Annotated in this window: 15 protein-coding genes; 7 read left to right on the top strand and 8 right to left on the bottom strand. The window is 47.3% G+C overall.

The genetic code is table 11. The annotated features are described in order from the left end of the window. The 3 genes from VM802_RS17335 to VM802_RS17325 form a co-directional block, all read left to right on the top strand. A partial coding sequence (locus VM802_RS17335) for a helicase-related protein (RefSeq protein ID WP_325532771.1) occupies nucleotides 1–1549 on the top strand: 1549 nt, incomplete at its 5' end. Between the two features lie 35 nt (nucleotides 1550–1584). Continuing rightward, nucleotides 1585–2232 (top strand): ligase-associated DNA damage response endonuclease PdeM, encoded by a 648-nt coding sequence (pdeM, locus tag VM802_RS17330; protein WP_325532769.1) that lies wholly within the window; start codon nucleotides 1585–1587, stop codon nucleotides 2230–2232. A gap of 7 nt (nucleotides 2233–2239) precedes the next feature. Beyond that, nucleotides 2240–3142: a histone deacetylase family protein gene (locus VM802_RS17325; protein WP_325532767.1), complete on the top strand. Its 903-nt coding sequence runs from the start codon at nucleotides 2240–2242 to the stop codon at nucleotides 3140–3142. Here VM802_RS17325 and VM802_RS17320 read toward each other — a convergent pair. Beyond that, entirely contained in the window at nucleotides 3136–3798 is a 663-nt protein-coding gene (locus tag VM802_RS17320) for an ABC transporter ATP-binding protein (protein WP_325532765.1), read from the bottom strand. The two genes, VM802_RS17325 and VM802_RS17320, sit on opposite strands and share 7 nt — an antisense overlap. A gap of 101 nt (nucleotides 3799–3899) precedes the next feature. Here VM802_RS17320 and VM802_RS17315 point away from each other — a divergent pair, with 101 nt between their 5' ends. Next, nucleotides 3900–4121, top strand: a complete 222-nt coding sequence (locus VM802_RS17315; RefSeq protein WP_012794455.1) for a DUF2795 domain-containing protein — start codon at nucleotides 3900–3902, stop codon at nucleotides 4119–4121. 99 nt (nucleotides 4122–4220) lie between these two features. Here the strand turns inward: VM802_RS17315 and VM802_RS17310 are convergent, their stop codons facing one another. The 5 genes from VM802_RS17310 to VM802_RS17290 form a co-directional block, all read right to left on the bottom strand. Further along, the gene (locus VM802_RS17310) at nucleotides 4221–5033 is read right to left on the bottom strand and encodes an enoyl-ACP reductase FabI (protein WP_325532743.1); all 813 of its coding nucleotides are present in this window, start codon (nucleotides 5031–5033) and stop codon (nucleotides 4221–4223) included. Nucleotides 5034–5129: 96 nt separating this feature from the next. After that, nucleotides 5130–6779, bottom strand: coding sequence for a DNA repair protein RecN (gene recN / locus VM802_RS17305; protein WP_325532741.1), 1650 nt, complete (start codon nucleotides 6777–6779; stop codon nucleotides 5130–5132). Between the two features lie 33 nt (nucleotides 6780–6812). Beyond that, complete coding sequence (locus VM802_RS17300; protein WP_325532739.1) at nucleotides 6813–8300, bottom strand: tetratricopeptide repeat protein; 1488 nt, start codon at nucleotides 8298–8300, stop codon at nucleotides 6813–6815. 284 nt (nucleotides 8301–8584) lie between these two features. Then, nucleotides 8585–9337, bottom strand: a complete 753-nt coding sequence (locus tag VM802_RS17295; protein WP_325532737.1) for a zinc ribbon domain-containing protein — start codon at nucleotides 9335–9337, stop codon at nucleotides 8585–8587. Between the two features lie 3 nt (nucleotides 9338–9340). Beyond that, nucleotides 9341–10435: a Nif3-like dinuclear metal center hexameric protein gene (locus VM802_RS17290; RefSeq protein ID WP_325532735.1), complete on the bottom strand. Its 1095-nt coding sequence runs from the start codon at nucleotides 10433–10435 to the stop codon at nucleotides 9341–9343. Nucleotides 10436–10492: 57 nt separating this feature from the next. Here VM802_RS17290 and VM802_RS17285 point away from each other — a divergent pair, with 57 nt between their 5' ends. Further along, nucleotides 10493–11992, top strand: a complete 1500-nt coding sequence (locus VM802_RS17285; protein ID WP_325532733.1) for a carboxypeptidase M32 — start codon at nucleotides 10493–10495, stop codon at nucleotides 11990–11992. Between the two features lie 277 nt (nucleotides 11993–12269). On the opposite strand, the gene VM802_RS17280 is transcribed toward VM802_RS17285, so the two are convergent. Together VM802_RS17280 and VM802_RS17275 are read right to left on the bottom strand one after the other, a co-directional pair. Continuing rightward, nucleotides 12270–12923 (bottom strand): rhodanese-like domain-containing protein, encoded by a 654-nt coding sequence (locus VM802_RS17280; RefSeq protein ID WP_325532731.1) that lies wholly within the window; start codon nucleotides 12921–12923, stop codon nucleotides 12270–12272. A gap of 6 nt (nucleotides 12924–12929) precedes the next feature. Next, nucleotides 12930–13505 (bottom strand): methyltransferase domain-containing protein, encoded by a 576-nt coding sequence (locus VM802_RS17275; RefSeq protein ID WP_325532729.1) that lies wholly within the window; start codon nucleotides 13503–13505, stop codon nucleotides 12930–12932. Nucleotides 13506–13598: 93 nt separating this feature from the next. On the opposite strand from VM802_RS17275, the gene VM802_RS17270 reads away from it, so the two are divergent. Both VM802_RS17270 and VM802_RS17265 read left to right on the top strand, forming a co-directional pair. Further along, the gene (locus tag VM802_RS17270; protein WP_325532727.1) at nucleotides 13599–18488 is read left to right on the top strand and encodes a PKD domain-containing protein; all 4890 of its coding nucleotides are present in this window, start codon (nucleotides 13599–13601) and stop codon (nucleotides 18486–18488) included. A 53-nt stretch (nucleotides 18489–18541) separates the two neighbouring features. Then, nucleotides 18542–21382: a PKD domain-containing protein gene (locus tag VM802_RS17265; RefSeq protein ID WP_325532725.1), complete on the top strand. Its 2841-nt coding sequence runs from the start codon at nucleotides 18542–18544 to the stop codon at nucleotides 21380–21382. Nucleotides 21383–21391: the final 9 nt, after the last annotated feature.

Genomic DNA, 21391 nt, shown 5'->3' with positions numbered 1-21391 from the left:
GGAATTACGTATATGGGTAGAAGAAGCCCTGCACAATGGCATCCTGAAAGCCGTAGTATGCACAGCCAGCCTGGATTTGGGCGTGGACTTCCGGCCGGTAGACAGTGTAATCCAGGTAGGCAGCCCCAAAGGCGTAGCGCGTTTCCTGCAAAGGGCCGGTCGTAGCGGGCATCAGCCCGGAGCCGTCAGCAAGATATTTTTCCTGCCTACCCATGCGCTCGAACTCGTAGAGGCAGCAGCTCTCAAAGCCGCCATGGAAGAAGATATTGTGGAAAGCCGCATGCCGGTACTACTCGCCTATGATGTATTGCTGCAATACCTGATGACGCTCGCCGTTTCCGATGGCTTTAACGCCAGCGAAATATGGGACGAAGTACGCCAGACCTTTTGCTACCAACATATTACAGAAGAGGAATGGCAATGGGCGTTAGCATTCCTCACTACTGGCGGCGAGGCCCTTGGTAGCTATGATGAATTCAGGAAGATGGAACATAACGGTGACTTCTACTACTGCAAAAGCCGCATGATGGCCATGCGCCACCGGCTGCATATAGGCACAATAGTCAGTGATGCCATGCTCAAAGTGAAATTCCTTGCAGGTGGCTATGTAGGTGTGATTGAAGAAGGATTTATATCAAGGCTGCAAGCCGGCGATAGCTTTACATTAGCAGGGCGCAACCTGGAATATGTAATGATAAAAGACATGACAGTACTGGTGCGCAAGTCCACTTCCAAACGGACAATTGTTCCCAGCTACCAGGGAGGCCGTATCCCGTTATCGTCTAACCTGGGACAGATGCTGCGCCGCAAGTTCAACGAAGCGTTATCACGCAAAACTTCCGACCCGGAACTGATTGCCCTGCAACCCTTATTCAATCTGCAGGAGCAACTATCTCATATACCGAAAGATGACGAGCTGCTGATAGAACAGATACAGACCGATGATGGTTATCATCTTTTCGTATATCCCTTTGAAGGACGACTGGTACACGAAGTAATGGCCGCGCTGCTGGCTTACCGTATCAGCCGCAGGCAGCCCATCACGTTTTCCATCGCGATGAATGACTACGGGTTTGAACTGCTTTCTGACCAGCCCATCCCGGTTACGGAGGAAAATGCAAAAGAACTTTTCACTACAGACAATCTGCTCACAGAATTACAAACCAGCGTAAATGCCACGGAAATGGCGAGGCGCAAGTTCCGCGACATTGCCGTGATAGCCGGGCTTATATTCCAGGGCTATCCTGGCAAACATAAGGCCAACAGACATTTGCAATCATCATCATCTCTGTTGTTCAATGTATTTACAGACTATGATCCGCAGAACCTGCTGCTACGGCAGGCATTCAACGAAGCTTTCTTTTACCAGATGGAGGAAGCCCGCCTGCGCGAAACCCTGGAGCGTATCAGCCACAGCAGGATTGTTATCACATCTCCACAAAAACTCACTCCTTTCTGCTTTCCCATCAAGGTAGACAGCCTACGGGATACCATGACCAGCGAAAGACTGGAAGATAGGATCAAAAAGTTGATTGCCGTCAATGGATAATTAATAATTTGCAGTTCATTTAAAACGCCGGTTCAGTGAAGGAGGAAGTATTTTATTTTCAGGAACAACATTGGCGCCTGCTGCCCGAACGGGCTATTTTCTGGGAAGAAGAGAAAACCATTCTCCTTTCAGATCTTCATCTGGGCAAAGCCGCACATTTCCGGAAGTCGGGCATTGCTATTCCGGCGGGCATTGTACAGGAAGATCTTTTCAGATTACAACAGCTTATCACCAGGCATCTCCCGGAAAGAGTCATAGTTGTGGGGGATATGTTTCATAGTACGGAAAATAACGACGTCCAGTATTTCAGGCTGTGGCGCTCCCAGTTTCGCCATATCAGTTTCGATCTGGTAAAGGGTAACCATGATATTATGCAACCGGAGGTATATGAACAGCTGGAAGTAAATGTTCATAATACGCTCACCATCCGCAACATTCATTTTATCCATGAACCCTGTGAGGATGATAACGGTTACCAATATACGTTTTCCGGACATCTGCATCCAGGTATGGTAATGGCTGGTATGGGTAAGCAGCGGTTAAGACTTCCCTGTTTTTATTTTGGCCGGCATTGCGGTATTTTACCCGCTTTCGGGCACTTTACGGGATTAGCCTCACTGGAGCCCTCACCCGCAGAACCAGTGTTTGTAATAGCCGGAAAATCGATTATAAGGATACAGTAGACAGGTTATGAAGATCGCTTACCATCACATATTTGCACACCCGCTCCCGGAAGGCCATCGTTTCCCGATGGTTAAGTATGAGCTGATACCCGCACAGCTGCTGCGTGAAGGTATTATTACCGCCGATCAGTTGTTTGAGCCGGAGCCAGTCGCAGAAGAAACGATCCTTCGTACGCATACCGCCGGATACTGGCAGAAACTGCGCGACCAGACCCTTTCTGTAAAAGAAGTACGGCATATCGGCCTGCCGCAGTCGCCGGACCTTACCTTACGCGAGATGGTTATTACCCAGGGGACTATTGACATTGCCCTGCATGCACTGGAGCATGGGCTTGCCTTCAATGTGGCTGGCGGTACGCATCATGCCTTTGCGGATCATGGCGAGGGCTTCTGCCTGCTAAATGATTTCGGCGTAGCCGCCAATCATCTGCTGCACCAGGGAAAGGTAAAGCAGGTGCTGATCGTAGACCTGGATGTTCATCAGGGCAATGGCAGTGCGGCGCTGTTCAATAACAACAGCCAGGTGTTTACCTTCAGTATGCATGGCGCCCACAACTACCCTTTTCATAAAGAAACATCCGACCTTGATATCCCACTTCCTGACGGTATTACAGACGGTCCTTACCTTCAGCTCCTCGAATCGGCGCTTCCGGGCCTTATCAACCGGGTAAAACCTGATATGGTATGCTATCTTTCTGGTGTGGATATACTGGAAACAGACCGCTATGGCAAACTCAGGATAACGCCTGCAGGCGTTCTTCAGCGCGATGAGATCGTATTCAGTACGCTTCACAGGCATGGGATCCCCTGTGCCGTGGCTATGGGCGGCGGTTACTCCACCCGCATCCGGGACATTGTAAATGCACACTGCAACACATTCAAAACGGGGATCAGTATTTACGGCTACTGAGCATCGAAGATGATCTTCCCGTCTTTCATGAGCAGTTGGCGGTCGCTCAGCGGCGCCAGCTCCTCGTTGTGCGTAACAATGATAAAGGTTTGCTGGAACTGGTCTCTCAACTCAATGAACAGGTTGTGCAGCTCCCGGGCATTCTTTGAATCCAGGTTGCCGGTAGGCTCATCTGCCATGATCACATCGGGGTTATTGATGAGGGCACGGGCAACAGCCACTCTCTGCTGCTCCCCACCTGACAGGGCGCCGGGCTTGTGCTCCATTCGGTCTTTCAGGCCCAGCGTGGATAACAGGAAAGCCGCCCTCTCTTTTACCTGGCTTTTACGGGTGCCTGCAATAAAGCCGGGGATACACACATTTTCCAGTGCCGTAAACTCCGGTAACAGATGATGGAACTGGAAGATAAAGCCAATATGACGGTTCCTGAAGTCGGCAAGAGTATTGCCTTTAAGACCGGTCAGGTTGACATCATGCAGCCATATTTCACCGGATGTAGGCGTATCAAGGGTTCCAAGGATGTGTAAGAGGGTGCTTTTACCGGCGCCGGAAGATCCAACGATGGTTACTATTTCTCCTTTACTGACAGTTATATCCACCCCCTTCAAAATGGGTAAGTTGGAATAATTTTTGGTAACATTGCGAGCGGTTAGCATAACCCAAAGAAAAGTAATTAACCAATAAAATAGTAAAAGTTGTTTATTTCAAATTAAATAATACTTTTGCGAAAAATTAAAAAAGTAAAAATCTTAATAAGATGTACTGGACATTAGAATTAGCTTCATACCTGGAGGACGCTCCATGGCCAGCTACTAAAGATGAACTTATTGATTACGCCATTCGTTCCGGTGCACCGATCGAAGTAATCGAGAACCTTCAGGAGCTGGAGGATGAGGGAGAAATTTACGAGGGGATTGAGGATATCTGGTCTGACTACCCGTCACAGGACGATTTCTTCTTCAACGAAGATGAATATTAGACAGGCAGTAATGTTACTCTCAGAGGCGTCCTATGCCTGATAAAAAATTAAGCCGCCTCCGAAGAAGCGGCTTTTCTATTTCGTGTCTTTCTTTCTCTTTTATTTTTCCATCTGCTCAATCACACCGGCAGTAACCCCTGTATAGGAGAATCCGCCATCATGATACAGGTTCTGCATGGTCACCATTCTGGTAAGGTCAGAGAACAGCGTTACAGCATAATCTGCACATTGGTCAGCAGTAGCATTACCCAGCGGGCTCATTGCTTCTGAATAGGCCACAAAACCGTCAAAACCTTTCACACCGGAACCTGCGGTAGTTTTCACCGGAGACTGTGAAATGGTGTTGATACGCACTTTTTTGTGTACGCCATAGTGGTAACCAAAGCTGCGGGCAATAGATTCCAGCAGGGCTTTGGCATCAGCCATTTCGCCATAGTCAGGGAATACGCGCTGTGCAGCGATATAAGACAGTGCAATCACAGAAGACCATTCGTTAAGTGCATCCAACTTGTAAGCTGTTTGCAGCACGCGGTGCAGGGAGATAGCTGAAATGTCGAATGTTTTATGATTAAAGTCGTAATCCAGGTCAGTATAGCTTCTACCCTTACGGATATTCATACCCATTGCCACTGAATGAAGTACAAAGTCGATCTTACCGCCAAAATGCTCCATCGATTTGTTGAACAGGTTGGTCAGATCATCCATATTGGTAACGTCAGCCGGAATAACAGGCGCCTTGCAGGTTTCAGCCAGTTTGTTGATCTCACCCATACGCAGGGCGATAGGGGCATTGGTAAGCACGATCTCCGCACCTTCTTCCACACAACGCAGTGCAGTTCTCCATGCAATAGACTTTTCATCAAGTGCGCCAAAGATGATACCTTTCTTCCCTTTTAATAAGTTATGAGCCATGTGGTCAAAATTGATTTCGGCAAAAATAGTCGTTATAGTTGAAAAAAAAAGCTATTGGATCACCGCGTCTTGTAATTCCTGAAACAGGCTGCTGGTTTATCTCACCATTTCGCGGGCATTTTCTAATGCTGCGGCAGTGGGCTTTTCACCGCTCAGCATTTGCGCTATCTTATCTATCCGTTCTTCCTGAGACAGCAGGCGTACATTCGTAGTTACTTTCCCTGCCCTGGCATCTTTGTACACAAAATAATGTGCATCGGCTTTACCGGCGATCTGCGGCTGGTGAGTTATACAGATAATCTGATGCGCTTTGGCGAGATCTTTCAGAATGACACCTACCTGCTTGGCGGCTTCTCCGGAAATACCGGTATCAATTTCATCAAATATCAGGGTTGGCAGTGCTACAGATTTAGCCACCAATGATTTGATACAGAGCATAAGCCGGCTCAGCTCACCACCGGATGCCACTTTGCCCACAGGCGCAAACTGGTTGCTTTTATTAGCGTCAAAAAGGAAATCAATATGATCCTGGCCATATGAATTAAGCTCTCCACTGATGATCTCCACTTTCAGCCTTGCATTAGGCATACCTACCTGGGCCAGCAACGTATTCACTCTCTTCTCAAAAGGCGCTACCTGTACCTGGCGGGCTGCGGTAATCTGAGCAGCGGCCTTCAGCAATACCTCATGTAATTGCGACTGTTCACGTTCAAGCGTTGCCAGCTGCTCATCAAGGTTCAGTACACTTTCCACTTTCACTGTAAGTTCAGCCTGTATGGCCAGCAGTTCTTCCGTTGACTTCACCCCATGCTTTTTAAACAGCCGGTACCCAAGCGCCATTCTTTCATTCACCGTTTCAATACGCTCTCCGTCATATTGCACCTGGTCGCTGATACGTTCTACATCACCTGCAATGTCCTGCAGTTCAAGGTAAGTAGACAACAACCTCTCAGACAATGCAGGCATATCTTTGTGAAATGCAGCAATGCTCTGTAAGGATGACTGTAGCTGTTTCAACTGCTGCAATATCGGTTGTTCATCTTCTTTCAACTGAAAATAAACACGGTTCAGTGTATTCTTTATTTCTTCTGCATTGGTGAGCAATTGCAGTTCATGGTCCAGGCCTTCTATTTCGTTGGGAGAAAAGTTGGCTTCCAGCAGCTCATCCAGCAAAAATTTATTGTAGTCCAGTTCTTTGTTAGCGTTATCACGGCTGTCAACCAGTTGCCGGTATTTTTTCTGCACCTGTACATACTGCGTATAAACCTGTTGATATTGCTGCAGTTCTGCGGGTTTATTCACAAGGGCATCTATCACATTCCGCTGAAAGTCTGCATTGGCGAGTTCCAGTGTATCAAATTGCTGGTGCAGGTCTACGAGGTAGCTGCTTAATTCAGACAGCTGGGATATATTGACGGGGGTATCATTGACGAATGCTCTTGACTTACCAGCAGCGCTGATCTCCCGGCGGATGATCAGCTGGTCTTCAAGATCCAGCTCATGTTCCTGGAAGAAGGCGGCCACCTGGGCTTTCTTTACTTTGAACAGCCCTTCTATTATGCACTTTCCTGTTTTATCAAATAATACAGTCGGATCAGCTCTTTCTCCAAGTATAAGGGAGAGGGCGCCCAGTACGATTGATTTACCGGCGCCGGTTTCACCGGTGATCACGTTGAGATTGCCTGTAAAGTCTACTTCCAGGTTTTCAATAATTGCGTAATTCTTGATGATTAGTCGCTGTAACATAAGTCAGGAATGTAATGGTTGTCACTCCCTTTCTCATGTGCCGTTCACACGCTGTAAACCTGCTTTGGCGCGCTGGTCCAGGGAATTCTTATAATCATGGCCTTTCATATCCAGACATTGCTGGTAGCATTGGATGGCCTTGGTTTTATCATTGCGTTTTTCATAAATATACCCCATTTGAAGGGAAGCACGGGCGGCATAATATTCCGGCCTGTTGCGCCCTACTTTCACCGTTACATCGTACATCGCGATGGCTTTGTCATCCAGACCACTTTCATCGTATATACGTCCAAGCCGGTATGCATATTCCAGTTTGTCTGACAGCTCCGCGAAATCCGCCGCTTTCCTGGTGAGCAGTAATTTCAGCGCTTCACTGAAATACCCGCCATCACTCAGTAACCGGACTTTCAGCAGAAAGGGATTAGGCCATTTACCGCTCTGGGCTTCCTTCAGTGCTTGTTTGTCTGCATCCGTGTCGAGGCCGCCTCGCTCCAGAATCATGGCGCGGTACTTATTGGCCGCCGCCTGGTTACCTTCGAGGTAATAATACCAACTCAGACGCTGCAAACATTCCTTCAGGTAAAACCTGCCTTTGAAATTATTGACAAACCGCTCCAGGTACACATGTGCATCGCTGTCCAACCGCGTGAGCTTCAGCAGCCCCATAACATAATTGTAATACTGTATATCAGTAAACTGCGCACTGTCATTGATCTCCTGTAATACTTTCAGGCCTGTTGCGGCTTTCTGGTTATTCAGCGACAGGTTGGCCACCATCAGGGCAAAGAGATAATTATTCTTTGTATCCAGTTGCTTACGTTGTAAAAAGGCCCAGGTGTCTTCCGGCTTGTTTACAATAAATAACATCAGGTAGCAATAGTAATAGTAAGATTCTTCCCTGAATAGTTTTGCCTCCGGCGCATTGCTTTCAATAAAGGCGTTTACATTGCCCATCCCATCTTTAATGCTGCCTTTCATACCGAGGATATTCGTAATCCACTTGTATCCTTCCGGGATAGTGCCAAACACAGTCTGCATGGCGCCCAGCAATAGTTTATTCGGCATGAAGTCAGGAAATCTGCGTTGGTTCTCCTTCAATGTTGCATATGCTTTCCGGATCTCCCAGGTGGCGTCCCACTTCTCATTGAACTTTATCTTCACCATCGCCCACTGGAACTTGATCGCAGCCTGTGTATAAAGATAGTAGGGTGAATCAGGCGAGCCTTCTTCCATCTTATCCAGCCTTACTGATCTCATTCCCCGCCTTTTGGAGTATTCTGCCGCATCTTCGTTAAAAAACAACGGGAAGAAATCTACATAGTTATCCAGGAAATAGGGGATCAGGTTATCCGGGTTCTCTTTCTTTTCCGCTTCCAGTAATGCTTTACCGGCATTTAACCGCAATTGCATAATAGCTTCATATGCCTGTTCGCAACGGCTATTGAAATCATATACTTTCTGTCTCGCGTTAACGGTCAATCCAATTCCCAGCAAAAGGACAAACGAAAAAATAATACGCATAATGGGCAAAATTCCAATTAAAGGTCAAATCTCACACAACAATCTCACTCCCCCAAATAACCATTCACAATTTTTAAGCTGCAATGCCCATCCAAATTCCTGCCACAAATTTAAAAGAGCTGCTACGCAAACAACCTGCGCATTAATGATATGCGGCAAAGCTAATATATTTAGTAAAATAAAACTAAATATATTAGTATTAAATTTATCACGGCATCGCCCAAACGAAAAAAGGACATCCGCAGATGTCCTTTTTCAATCTTATTTCAACTGACCTGGGAAGATCAGATGGTAACGGTAGCTTCGAGGTCATTATCCACCAGGATACGGCCGCAATGCTCACATACGATAATTTTCTTGTGCTGACGGATTTCCGCCTGACGCTGAGGAGGGATAGCATTGTAGCAACCGCCGCAGGAATCACGCTCTACTGTTACCACAGCCAGACCGTTGCGGTAGTTTGTACGGATTTTTTCGTAAGCAGCCAGCAAACGGGGATCTACCTTAGTGCGGGCGTCTTCGCTTTCCTTACGGTATCCTTTTTCTTCTTTTTCAGTTTCGGCTACGATCTTCTCCAGTTCACCTTTCTTATGTTTCAGGTTTGCCTCCTTATCACCAACCGTCTTTTTGGCAATGTCCAAAGTGCGGGTCTTTTCCTTTACTTCTTCGTTGGCATCCTTAATGTGCTTCTCAGCCAGTTTGATCTCCAGGTTCTGCATTTCTACCTCCTTGGTGATCGCTTCAAACTCACGGTTGTTTTTCACGTTGTCCTGCTGCTTCTCATACTTCTTGATCAGCGCCTCAGCGTCCTTGATGGCAGTTTTCTTGCTGGCAATGAAGTCCTGGATGCCTTTGATCTCATTCTCGATATGAGCCTGACGGGTATTTAACCCTTCGATCTCGTCTTCCAGGTCCTTTACTTCAATCGGCAACTCCCCCTTCAACACCTGGATTTCATCCAGTTTGGAATCAATCTTCTGTAACTTAAGTACAGATGCTAATTTTTCTTCAACGGAGTATTCTTTTACGGTAGCCATGTATTATAAATAATTTACCGGGTTTGTTTTAATCGTAGATTTAAGAGGCGCAAAATTACGGAATTTTTCAGTCAATATATGATAAAATAATTCCACTGTAAACTGCTCGCTCTCAAAATGTCCTATATCAGCGATAATCAATTGATTATCAGCATCAAAAAATTCATGATATTTAAAATCTGATGATATGTAGGCATCTGCTCCGGCCCCTATGGCACGCTTCAGCAAAAAACTACCCGCCCCTCCACATAACGCTACTTTCTTCACGGTTTCCCCCCTCAGCGGCGTATACCTCACACAACCCGTACGGAACCGGTCCTTCACCAGCCGGAGGAATTCCATCTCGTCCATCGCTTCCGGCAGCTCTCCCACCAGCCCCGAACCTACCTGCTGGTATGCATTATCCAGCATCACCACATCATAAGCCACCTCCTCGTACGGATGGCTGCTCAACAGCGCCTGTATAATCCGGGATTCCAAATATACCGGAAAAATCACTTCCAACTTTATTTCGGACTCAAAATGTCTTTCCCCGGGTTTGCCCACATAAGGGTCAGTACCCTCACTACCCCTGAAAGTACCCTCCCCTGCGGCGTTGAAACTACATTCACTATAGTTCCCGATGTTACCCGCACCGGCAGCAAATAAAGCTGCCCGTACTTTTTCCACATCAGCCACCGGCACAAAAGTATATAGCTTCTTCAGTAACCCGTTCTTGGGCTGTAATATCCTCCTGTTCACCAATCCCAGCCGGGCCGCCATTTCATTACACACGCCCTTCCGGACATTGTCCAGGTTAGTATGCGCGGCATAAACAGCAATATCATGCTTAATCGCCTTGATAGCCACCCGCTCTACATACGTATTACCATTGATCTTCTTCAATCCGCCAAATACGATCGGGTGATGCGCTACCACCAGGTTACACCCCTTTGCAATCGCCTCGTCTATCACCGCCTCCGTAGCATCCAGTGTCAGCAACACATTCGTAATTTCCCCGCCAGCATCCCCGAAAATCAGTCCGGCATTATCATAGCTCTCCTGGTACTGCAACGGCGCAAATTCTTCCAGCGCCTGTATGACCTCTTTTATTTTCATATCAAAGAAATTAATGGTTATTGCCGTCATCCGCTACATTTGCAAAAAACTAACGTTATGACAGGAAGCAAATCTACATCGGAACTTTATGCCGGGTATCAATCAAAGATGCAAAAAATTGCGGATGTAAGAAATGCTATGGCTGTATTAGGCTGGGACCAGGAAACATACCTCCCCGAAAAAGGCGCTGCCTTCAGAGGCCAGCAGCTTACCACCCTCAGTACCATAGCACATGAACTCTTCACTGAAAAAGAACTGGGCGACCTCCTGCACCAACTGAAAGGCGCCACCGACCTCAATGCTGTACAACAGAAAAATATTACTCTCTCTCTCGAAGACTACGAGAAGAATAAAAAATATCCGATAGCCTTCGTTGCGGAAATGTCCCAAACCACCAACGAATGTTATCACGCCTGGATAAAAGCCCGCAAAGCCAACGACTATCAGATCTTTGCGCCCCTGCTCTCCAGGATGATTGAACTTAAAAAACAGGAAACCGATATACTCGGCTACGAAGGACACCCCTACAACGCCCTCCTCAACGAATACGAGAAAGGCGCCACTACCACCATGCTGGACACCATCTTCGCCGATGTAAAGACAGCACTGTCCCCCCTGCTGGCGGAGATTGAAAAACAACCAGCCATCAACAGGGACTTCCTCTTCAAACATTATTCACGTGATACCCAATGGCAGCTGGGCCTTGACCTCCTGCGCGAAATGGGCTACGATATGAAAGCCGGCAGACAGGATATTTCAGAACATCCTTTCACTACCAGCTTCAACCCCCAGGATGTAAGGGTCACTACCCGCATCGATGAAAATGATTTCAGCAACATGACCTGGAGCTGTATCCATGAAGGTGGCCACGCCCTCTATGAACAGGGGCTGCCCCCTGAACAATATGGCCTTCCCTGCGGTGAAGCCACCAGCCTGGGCATACACGAATCTCAGTCGCGCCTCTGGGAAAACAATGTTGGCCGCAGCCTCATCTTCTGGGAACACAACTATGCACGCCTGCAAAAGCTGTTCCCTGAAAACCTGGGCACAGTAAGCCTTTCCGACTTCTACAAAGCCATTAACCACGTACAGCCCTCGCTGATACGCACGGAAGCCGACGAGCTGACCTACCACTTCCATATCATGATCCGCTACGAAATTGAGAAGGGATTAATGGATGGTAGCATCAACGCCAAAAACCTGCGTGATGCCTGGAACGACTACTATCAACAATACCTGCATGTTACCGTTCCGGATGACCTCCGTGGCGTGTTACAGGATATACACTGGTCGCACGGTAGCTTTGGTTATTTCCCGACCTATTCATTAGGCAGCTTCTATGCAGCACAACTGTTCACTGCCGCACAAAAGCAAACTCCTGACCTCAACACCTCCATCGCTTCAGGTAACTATCACCCCCTCCTCGACTGGTTACGTAACAACGTTCATCCTTTCGGCAGGTTCTATACCTCCAATGAACTTTGTAAGAAAGTGACAGGTAATGAGTTACAGTTCAGGTACTTCATGGAATACGCGGAAACCAAATACAGACTGTGATTTGTGTGATTAATATGATTCTGGCGATGAGTGAAGATAAAAGCGGATAATTGTCTGAACTGTGATTTATGTGATTAGTTTGATTATTCTGATGTACGAAGATAAAAGCGAAAGGCCCGTTTAGAAACTTTTCTAAACGGGCCTTTCGCTTTTATAATATTATTTTCCTTTACAATCTTCGCATATCACCAGAATCAAACTAATCACATAAATCACAGTTCAGACAATTATCCGCTTTTATCTTCACTCATCGCCAGAATCATATTAATCACACAAATCACAGTTCATGTTTGCGCCACACTTCCTTACCATCCTTATAAAGGATCAATGTAGGTAATGACTTCACAGAAATAGCTTTCATCACATCCTGGTCTCTTCCGCCATCAACTTTAAAGAGGGTAATGTCTTTATGATCCTGGAGGTACTTTTTCAATGCAGGTTCCAGCTTACGGCAGGGAGGACACCAGGCGGCGCCTACATCCACCAGTACAGCTCCTTTCGCATTAGTGGCTTTGTTGTATGCTTCCATAGTCATCTGTGGCTGACTATCTTCAACACCATCGAGCGCCTTACCTGCCTGCTTCCAGGCATTGATGCCTCCTTTCAGCTCTACTACATCCTGAAAACCGTTTTCACGCATCCATTTGGCGGCAGCATTGCTGCGACCTCCTGCAAGACAATAGACATATACAGGCCGCTGTTTGTCAAGGTATTTCACTCTTTCAATGAATTCCTCTTTCTTGTTATAATCCGCCTGTAAGGCATCCGGCAGATGTCCTGTTTTAAATTCTGCTGCGGTGCGTACATCAAACACTTGTACGCCGGGTTTCTGAATGTCTTTGGCAAAGGCTTCTGCGTCTTCCACCTGCTGTTGTGCATAAAGTGAACCGCTCACCAGGAGCGCTGCGGCAGCCAGTAACATCTTGTGCATAACTGGTTATTTTGGTATAAAATTAATAAACAACTCTGTTCCCTGCCTGGCAGGATGTGAATTATAACAGGGCGCCAGTGTACTGAAACGGAACAATGGCGCAAACAAATCCTCATACTCCTTCCTGCTGCCACCAAACGGAGGGCCGGCATGCTCAAAGTTACGATCGAACAAAACGCCTGTCAGGTGGCCTCCCGGCCTGATCAGTTTATGCATATGTGTTACATAGGCAGGTCTCAATGCCGGGTCAATAGCGCAGAAAAATGTCTGTTCCAGCACCAGATCGTAGGTATCCTTGTGTTGAAAAAAATCTTCTTCCAGGATACGCACATCTGTGTTTGCAAAAGCTGCGTTCAGCTGCTTGATCAGTACCGGCGCTATATCCAGTACCGTAATATTATGAAAGCCCTGTTCATACAGATAGGCAGCTTCATAGCTGTTACCGCCGCCGGGGATAAGTATACGTAACGCTTTGTCAGTCAGCTGATCGATATATGTTTTCAACGGAGGTGATACCCGCCCCATATCCCATCCTGTATTGCCGCTAAGGTACCGCTCATTCCAGTATTGACGATCTGTCATTTTAGTATTAAGATTAAGTTATACAGTTTAAACAGGCTGGTAAACTAAACTATTTACAAACTTAATTGTTATTTTTAAGCTTTAATTATACCTATGACCAATGCCCGCAAGGGCACCTACGCCATGAAAAACCTCCTGTATGTCCTTAGAAAGGCCGGCAGACACCTGTTTGGATGCCTGTTGATATTATTTGTGCCAGCTATAGCTTTCACACAGAATGTTACAGTTACGGCCAATAAAACCAGCGACTGTCCACCTTTTCCGGTGCAATTCAATGCGACACTGGACAACGGATATACCAGCTATGTATGGGACTTCGGAGTAGGAGCCACCATCAACAACACACTTAGTCCATCCAAAATATTTCAGGTCCCAGGCGTCTATCATGTTACGCTGACCGTTAACTATCCCGGTGGTCCTGTAAGGAAGGGGGTTGATATAACTGTTTACAATAAACCCACCGTAGCTTTCACAGCCAATCCCGCTTCGGGTTGCATACCGCTCAATGTCTCTTTCACAGATAAATCAACGCCCGGAGACGGCACTATTCAGGATATTACCTGGGACTTCGCTGATGGAGGAGGTACAACCGGACCTACCCCCACACACCAGTTCACCCAGGCTGGCACCTACAATGTGGTTAGTATTGTTACCAACAGCTTTGGCTGTAAAAGCAACAGCGAGCCTTTTCCTGTTAAAGTAACAGAACCGCCACTGCCTTCTTTTACAGCCGACAGAACACAAAGTTGTACGGTGCCTCTCGCCGTGCGGTTCTTCAATACTACTGTCAACAACACAATAGATCCTGTTACTTACAAATGGGACTATGGCGATGGCACCAGTGGTACCGATGATACACATACCTACACGGCAGTAGGTAAATACACCGTTACATTGACCACTATGATTGGCAACTGCAGCCGTCCGTTGGTAAAAAAGGATTTCGTAGTCATACAGCCGCTGCAACCATCCTTTACAGCAACCAACGCCTGTTCTGGTCAGGCAACAATACTGAAGAATACCACTACTCCCGTGCCTGATGTGGCTACCTGGATTTTCCCGGATGGTTCTACGGTCAATACACTTGATGCAAACAAGGTGTTCCCCCTTCCTGGTGATTACAATGTTACATTACGTGTTTCACTCGGCGGCTGCTCCAATGAGATCCAGCAGACGTTTCACATTAATCCGTCGCCACAGATCAATCCGGTGGCAGATCCGCTGTCCGGCTGCAAAATTCCTTTCACAGTAAATTTTAAGGCGCAGTCACAGAATGCCGATAAATGGATCTGGAACTTCGGCGATGGCACGCCCACTTCATCCGATGAAAATCCTGTTCATACCTACACTGCTGAAGGTACTTATGTACCGGCATTGGTGGCATCTAATGCTAATGGATGTATGACAGGTATAACATTGCCGGCTCCGGTTATTATTAAAAAACCAGTGTTGGAAATCTCTCCCTCTGCCATAGAAGGATGTATTCCACTCACCGTTGATTTCGATAGTAAACTGAACGTTACAGATCCTATAGTCAGCTACCAGTGGGACTTTGGTGATGGCTCCACTGCCAATACAGCCAAACCACAACATATTTTTACCACGCAGGGAACTTACACCGTTACACTGAATGTTGTAACAGCCGGTGGATGTACTGCTCAGGCCAATTCAATTGTCCGCACAGGAATCAAATCGGTAGTAGATTTTGATGCCACTCCCAGAAAATCCTGCGCATTTGATGTGGTGCAGTTCAAAAACCTCTCTGTACCTCACGGCGAAAGCTGGCAATGGGTCTGGCCACAGGACAACAGCTCCAGCGCTGAAGAAAACCCTGGTCATCAGTTCAGTGTAATAGGTATTCACAATGTTACACTCATTGTTACCAACAACGGCTGTCGCTCTCAGCTTACCAAACCTGCATTTATTCAGATACTGCCACCCGTGGCAAGGTTTTCGACAGTACCTGATTGCGATAATCCTTACCACCGCAAATTCAAAGATGAATCAGACTTCGGACCCGATCCGTCTGTATCTAAAAGCTGGAAATGGGATTTCGGCGAACCAGGCGCCACATCTACAGATCAGCACCCCGACTACGTGTATAAAACAACTGGTACCAAAACGGTAACACTCACCATCGACAACGGTATCTGCCAGTATATTATAAAGCACGATGTGAATATCATTGATGAGAAACCTGTGATACATAGCTCTGTCCCCTGGATATGTGTAGGTAAAACTGCCACCTTCACCGCTGACCCACTGAATGCCGCCAACATCGATGAATATTACTGGGACTGGGGAGATGGTACCGCCCAGCAACTTGGCGCCAACGCCAATCCGACAAACAGCATATCTCACCTGTATACCCGGACAGGCATCTTTACCATTACACTTACCATTACAGATAAAAACGGGTGCGTACGCAAATCACCTCCGGTAACACTTGCCGTTCATGGACCTTCGCCGGATTTTGTTTATGCAGGAAAGAAATGTAAAAATGAACCGATAACATTTACAGATAAATCCACCGTGGACGCAGGTAATCAGATCGCTGAATGGACATGGAATTTCGGTGACGGCACTCCTCCTGAAAAACATACAACCCTGCCTGCAGGCACCACGCACACATATACTAACACCAACGCCTATACGGTACAGTTACAGGCAGTCGATACTTTTGGTTGCGCCGTGTCTGCACAAAAAACCATCAACTTCGAAAATGTAAAGGCAGACTTCATGACACCGGTGAATATCTCCTGCTTGAATGCACCATTCACTTTTGTGTCCACATCTGCAGGAACAGTTACAGACTATCAATGGAGCTTTGGCGATAATACCACCGGTACCGGCGCACAGCCCACCAAAATCTATACTGCGCCGGGTACATACAACGTGAGCCTGAAAATAACAACTGCCGACGGATGTACGGATGAAATTACCAAAGCCAATGTGCTGCGGGTACCAGATCCCAAGGCAGCCTTCAGTTATCCGCCAGATCTGGATCTATGTCCGCCGGTAAAAGTACAGTTCACCAACCAGTCCAAAGACTTCGTCTCTTCTCACTGGGATTTCGGAGATAATGGTACTTCTACAGATAATAATCCTGATATACATATCTATACACGGCCTAAAACCTACCAGGTTACGCTTACGGTATTTTCAGAAGGCGGCTGCAGCGATAAACATACCTTACCTATTACCATTAAAGGACCTGATGGCAAGATGAAAGTTACGCCTACTCAAGGCTGCGTGCCTTTACAGGCAAGCATTTCCGCAACCGCTATCAAAACGGTGAAGTTCATGTGGGACTTTGACGATGGCGTGGTAGTGGAAAACAATGCACCTACTTCACCACCACACACTTATACACAGCCAGGCATTTATTCTCCACGCGTGACACTGATTGATGATGAAGGATGTAAAGTGCCGGCGCTGGGAAATGATAAAGTGATTGTGGATAATATAGTTGCTGGTTTTACCGCTGATATTTCCCAGGCATGCGGAGGCGGCGTGGTTGCATTCAGAAACGATACTAAAGGACTGGCCTACGATCAGCTGGGACAGGCTTACACAAGCGCCTGGTCATTTGGTATACCGGGTAGCCCTGGTAATACCTCCACTACCACTGACGGCCGCTTTACCTATCAGCAGCCAGGCACCTTCAATGTCGACTTACAGGTAACCAGTTATTATGGATGTACTGATAAGAAGACGACTACCGTAGTTGTGCCACCGCAGCCAGAACCAGGGATAGCCCCCGTTACACCTTTGTGCGTCAACGGAACAGTACAACTTAGCGGCAGTGAAAACAAACACCTGCCTGATACAAAATGGAGCTGGACAGTAGGCAATGATCTGTACAACATGCAGACGCCTCCGGCGATCACTGTAAAACAGGATGGTAATATCCCGGTAAGTTTGATCATTACCAACGCAGACGGCTCATGCCCAGGTGTGGCACATGCCAATATAGTAGTACATCCGGCGCCACAGCTGGCACCCTCACCACTTACAACTAATGTCTGCCGTGGATCAGCATTGCAGCTGTCAGCCAACACCACCCCGGATGTGAAAGTAACATGGACCAATTACAATATTTCAGATCCTGCCAGCCAGTCGCCTAAAGTAACGCCATACATAGATACTGTATACCGCGTGCTGGCCACTAACGCTTTCGGCTGCACGAACGAAGGTGAAGTGAGACTCACAGTAACACAACCTTTCCGCGTTTCTTCACAGGATGCAGACATATGCAACGGTAAAACCACACAGCTGCAGGCCCGCGGCGCGCTAACTTATAAATGGATGCCCGCAGAGGGACTCAACAATCCGGCTATCCCTAACCCTGTTGCCAACCCTGACCGCACCATCAACTACCAGGTAATAGGTTATGACAACGTTGGTTGCTTTACAGATACCGCCAAAGTGCGCGTTACAGTATATCCGTCTCCCGTAGTCAATCCCGGCCCTGACATAACGGTGCCTACAGGTTCAGTAGTTCCCCTGCCGGTAAAAGGCAGCAACGACATCACCAGCGTGACATGGACGCCGCAAACAGGACTCAGTTGCTTCGACTGCCTGGCGCCAACAGCCACGCCGAAAAACACTACACTCTATCACGTAACCGTATCCAATCAATATGGGTGCGTTAGTAAAGCTAATATCGCCGTCAATGTTGTTTGCAGTAACAGCAACGTATTCATCCCCAATACTTTTTCACCGAATGGAGACGGACAGAATGATATTTTCTATATCAGAGGACGAGGATTGCGGACAGTCCGGGTTTTCAGGGTGTATAACCGGTTAGGGCAAATGATGTTCGAACGCGCAGGATTCCCAATCGATGATCTGTCTTACGGATGGGATGGACGCTTCAACGGAACGCTGCTGAATCCCGATGTATTTGTATACTATGCCGAAGTAATCTGTGATACCGGCGAATTTTTCACATTAAAAGGGAACGTAACGCTTATTAGATAAAAAGAAAATAAATAATACATATATTTTTCGTTAATATTGTGGATATATATCCTATGAAATACTTACAGGCAAAATACCTCCGGGTAATGCTGTGCATTATATCCCTGGTACATGTCAGCCAGCTGCAGGCGCAGCAGGCGGGTTTTTCTTTCACGGCAACTCCTGCCACCCTGTGTGCACCCGTAACACTTACTTTTCAGAATAGCAGCACAGGCGCACCGGTGGGATATAGCTGGGACTTTGGCGATGGCAGAACATCCCACGACAAAGATCCGCAGATCACCTACACCACCTCCGGTCCCAAAAAGGTAACGCTGGAAGTTCAGTATACCGACAGCAAAAGCACTTACTGGAAGGACTTCACCGTAGGAGCTACACCAGTAGTGGCTTTCGGTGCCGATGTAACCACCAGCTGCAAGCTCTTCACTGCCAACTTCACGGATGCCACCCCGGATGCCGTAAGCCGCACCTGGGACTTTGGAGACGGCTCTGCCAAAGCGACTACCGGCAATGCCCTCATCACCCATGCATACGGTAAAGCGGGTAAATACGACGTAACGCTTACTGTCACCAACAGTAATGGCTGTACATCAACCCTGAAAAAAAGCAACTACATCTCCATATCATACCCTTCAATTACCCTGAGTGCACCGGTTTCAGGCTGCGTACCTTACAATGCCGCATTCACCGTTACTGCTACCAACAACATCAACGATCCTGTAACCTCCTGGGAATGGGATTTCGGCGATGGCGGCAAACAGACAACTACCACCGGCAATACTACGCACAACTATCCGCAGACAGGCACTTATGATGTAACAGTGAAAGTGAACACACAAAACGGTTGTAATATCTCCATTCCATTCCTTAAGCAGGTGCATACCGGTAATCCTCCATCCAATGTGAGTTTTACCGTAACACCCGCCGCCACCTGCACCGGCAGCCCTGTAAGATTGTTGGCAGATGCAAAATATGCAGATTCCTATAGCTGGGATTTCGGGGACGGACAACAGGAAGAATCTACCAATAACGACATTAACCACAGCTTCACCACCTCCGGCAACCTGACAGTTCAGATGAAAGCCGGTAATAACGGATGTTATACGGCAGCCACACCTGCAACTGTTGTAGTCACAGGGCCTGTGTCGCAATTCAAAGTGACCGGGGATTGCAATGATAAAAGCAAATTCATCTTCATCAACACATCTACCGGTACCAACGCCAATTCCACCTACGAGTGGGATTTTGGGGATAACACCCGCGCCTACACAAAAGACGCCGCACACAATTACACGATACCCGACAATTACACCGTAAGGCTCACTGTAGGCGAAACCGGTAATAGCTGCAACCATAGCAGCTATCAGACTGTATATTATTTTAAGGCCGACTTCTCCACTGGCGTAAGCGCTATTTGCCGTGGCAGCAAAGCCACCTATGAAGTACTGAACGTACCACTGGCATTGGTAGCAAGCTACACCTGGCAGTTTGGCGACGGTACTGTTTACAACACCACAGACCAGAACTATGTGAAGACCTGGACCAATACAGGTACTTTCGATGATCAGCTTACCATTCATTATAAAGATCCGGCCTATTGCGATGAAACAGTGACGAAGCCTTCTAATATCAACATACTTGCGCCTATAGCTGGTTTCGATGTAAACTCCGCCACCTGCGCCGGACAACCCGTGACCTTTAGCAATACAACCCTGCCTTCTCCCAACATACCGGTTGCCACCTGGCGCTGGGATCTGGGCAACGGTCAGTCTTCCTCCCTGCAAACACCGGCAGCCACAAAGTATACCGCCTCCGGCGCCTATCCGGTAAAGCTGGTGGTAACAGACGCACGCAATTGCCAGGATTCCGTTACGAAAAATATCACAATCAATGCAACACCTTATGTACGTGTAAGCGCCTCTCAGCTGAAGATCTGTGAAGGTAACAGCGTAAACCTGCATGCACAGTCAGACGCCAGTGTACAGTGGCTCACAACAGGTGTACTCAGTTGCGTTTATTGTACAGATCCGCAGGCATCGCCACTTATAAATACCCGCTACCGCGCAAAGGCTTCTAACGTATACGGATGTTCGGTGATGGATTCTTTGGATATAGCCGTAGTGCCCAAAGTGAACCTCACGGTAAATAGAGACACCATGGTATGCTATGGTAGTTCGGTAAAACTACAAGCCGGTGGCGCCGCTTACTATAACTGGACGCCTGTAACAGGCCTTACCAATAATACCATCGCCAATCCAATTACCACTCCAATAGAAGATATTACCTACCAGGTAACCGGTACCAATGATCCCGCCTGCCCGGCCAGTGCACCACTGTCTGTAAAAGTTGCTGTTAGACCGCTGCCGGCTGTCAACGCAGGTAAAGACCAGACAGTAACTGTAGGCGAAGTAGTAAAACTGATGGCCAGTGGTAGCAGCGACGTAGTGAAATGGAAATGGAGCCCGGCTGATTTCATTGACTGCCCTACCTGCCCGTTTACCACTGCCGCCGTGAGAAAGCCCATTACATACAGCATTACAGGTACTAACCAATACGGCTGTACGAAAAGCGATGTAATGAATGTAGATCTGGTATGCAACACAGATGTGGTATTTCTTCCGAACACCTTCTCTCCCAACAACGACGGACAGAATGATATCTTCTATCCCCGTGGAAAAGGAATCAGCATGATAAAATCCTTTCGTATCTTTAACAGGTGGGGGCAAGAAGTATTCCGCCGGGAACGGATCAATATCGACGATAGCAGAAACGGATGGGATGGAACCTATAAAGGACAACCGCAGGCGTCAGATGTATACATTTATTTCCTTGAAGCCTATTGTGACACGAACGAATTTTTCCAGCTAAAAGGCAATGTTACACTACTCAGATAATTAACCTGG

Source organism: Chitinophaga sp., assembly GCF_035538455.1.
GTDB lineage: Bacteria > Bacteroidota > Bacteroidia > Chitinophagales > Chitinophagaceae > Chitinophaga.
This window is presented reverse-complemented; position numbering and strand designations above follow the sequence as displayed.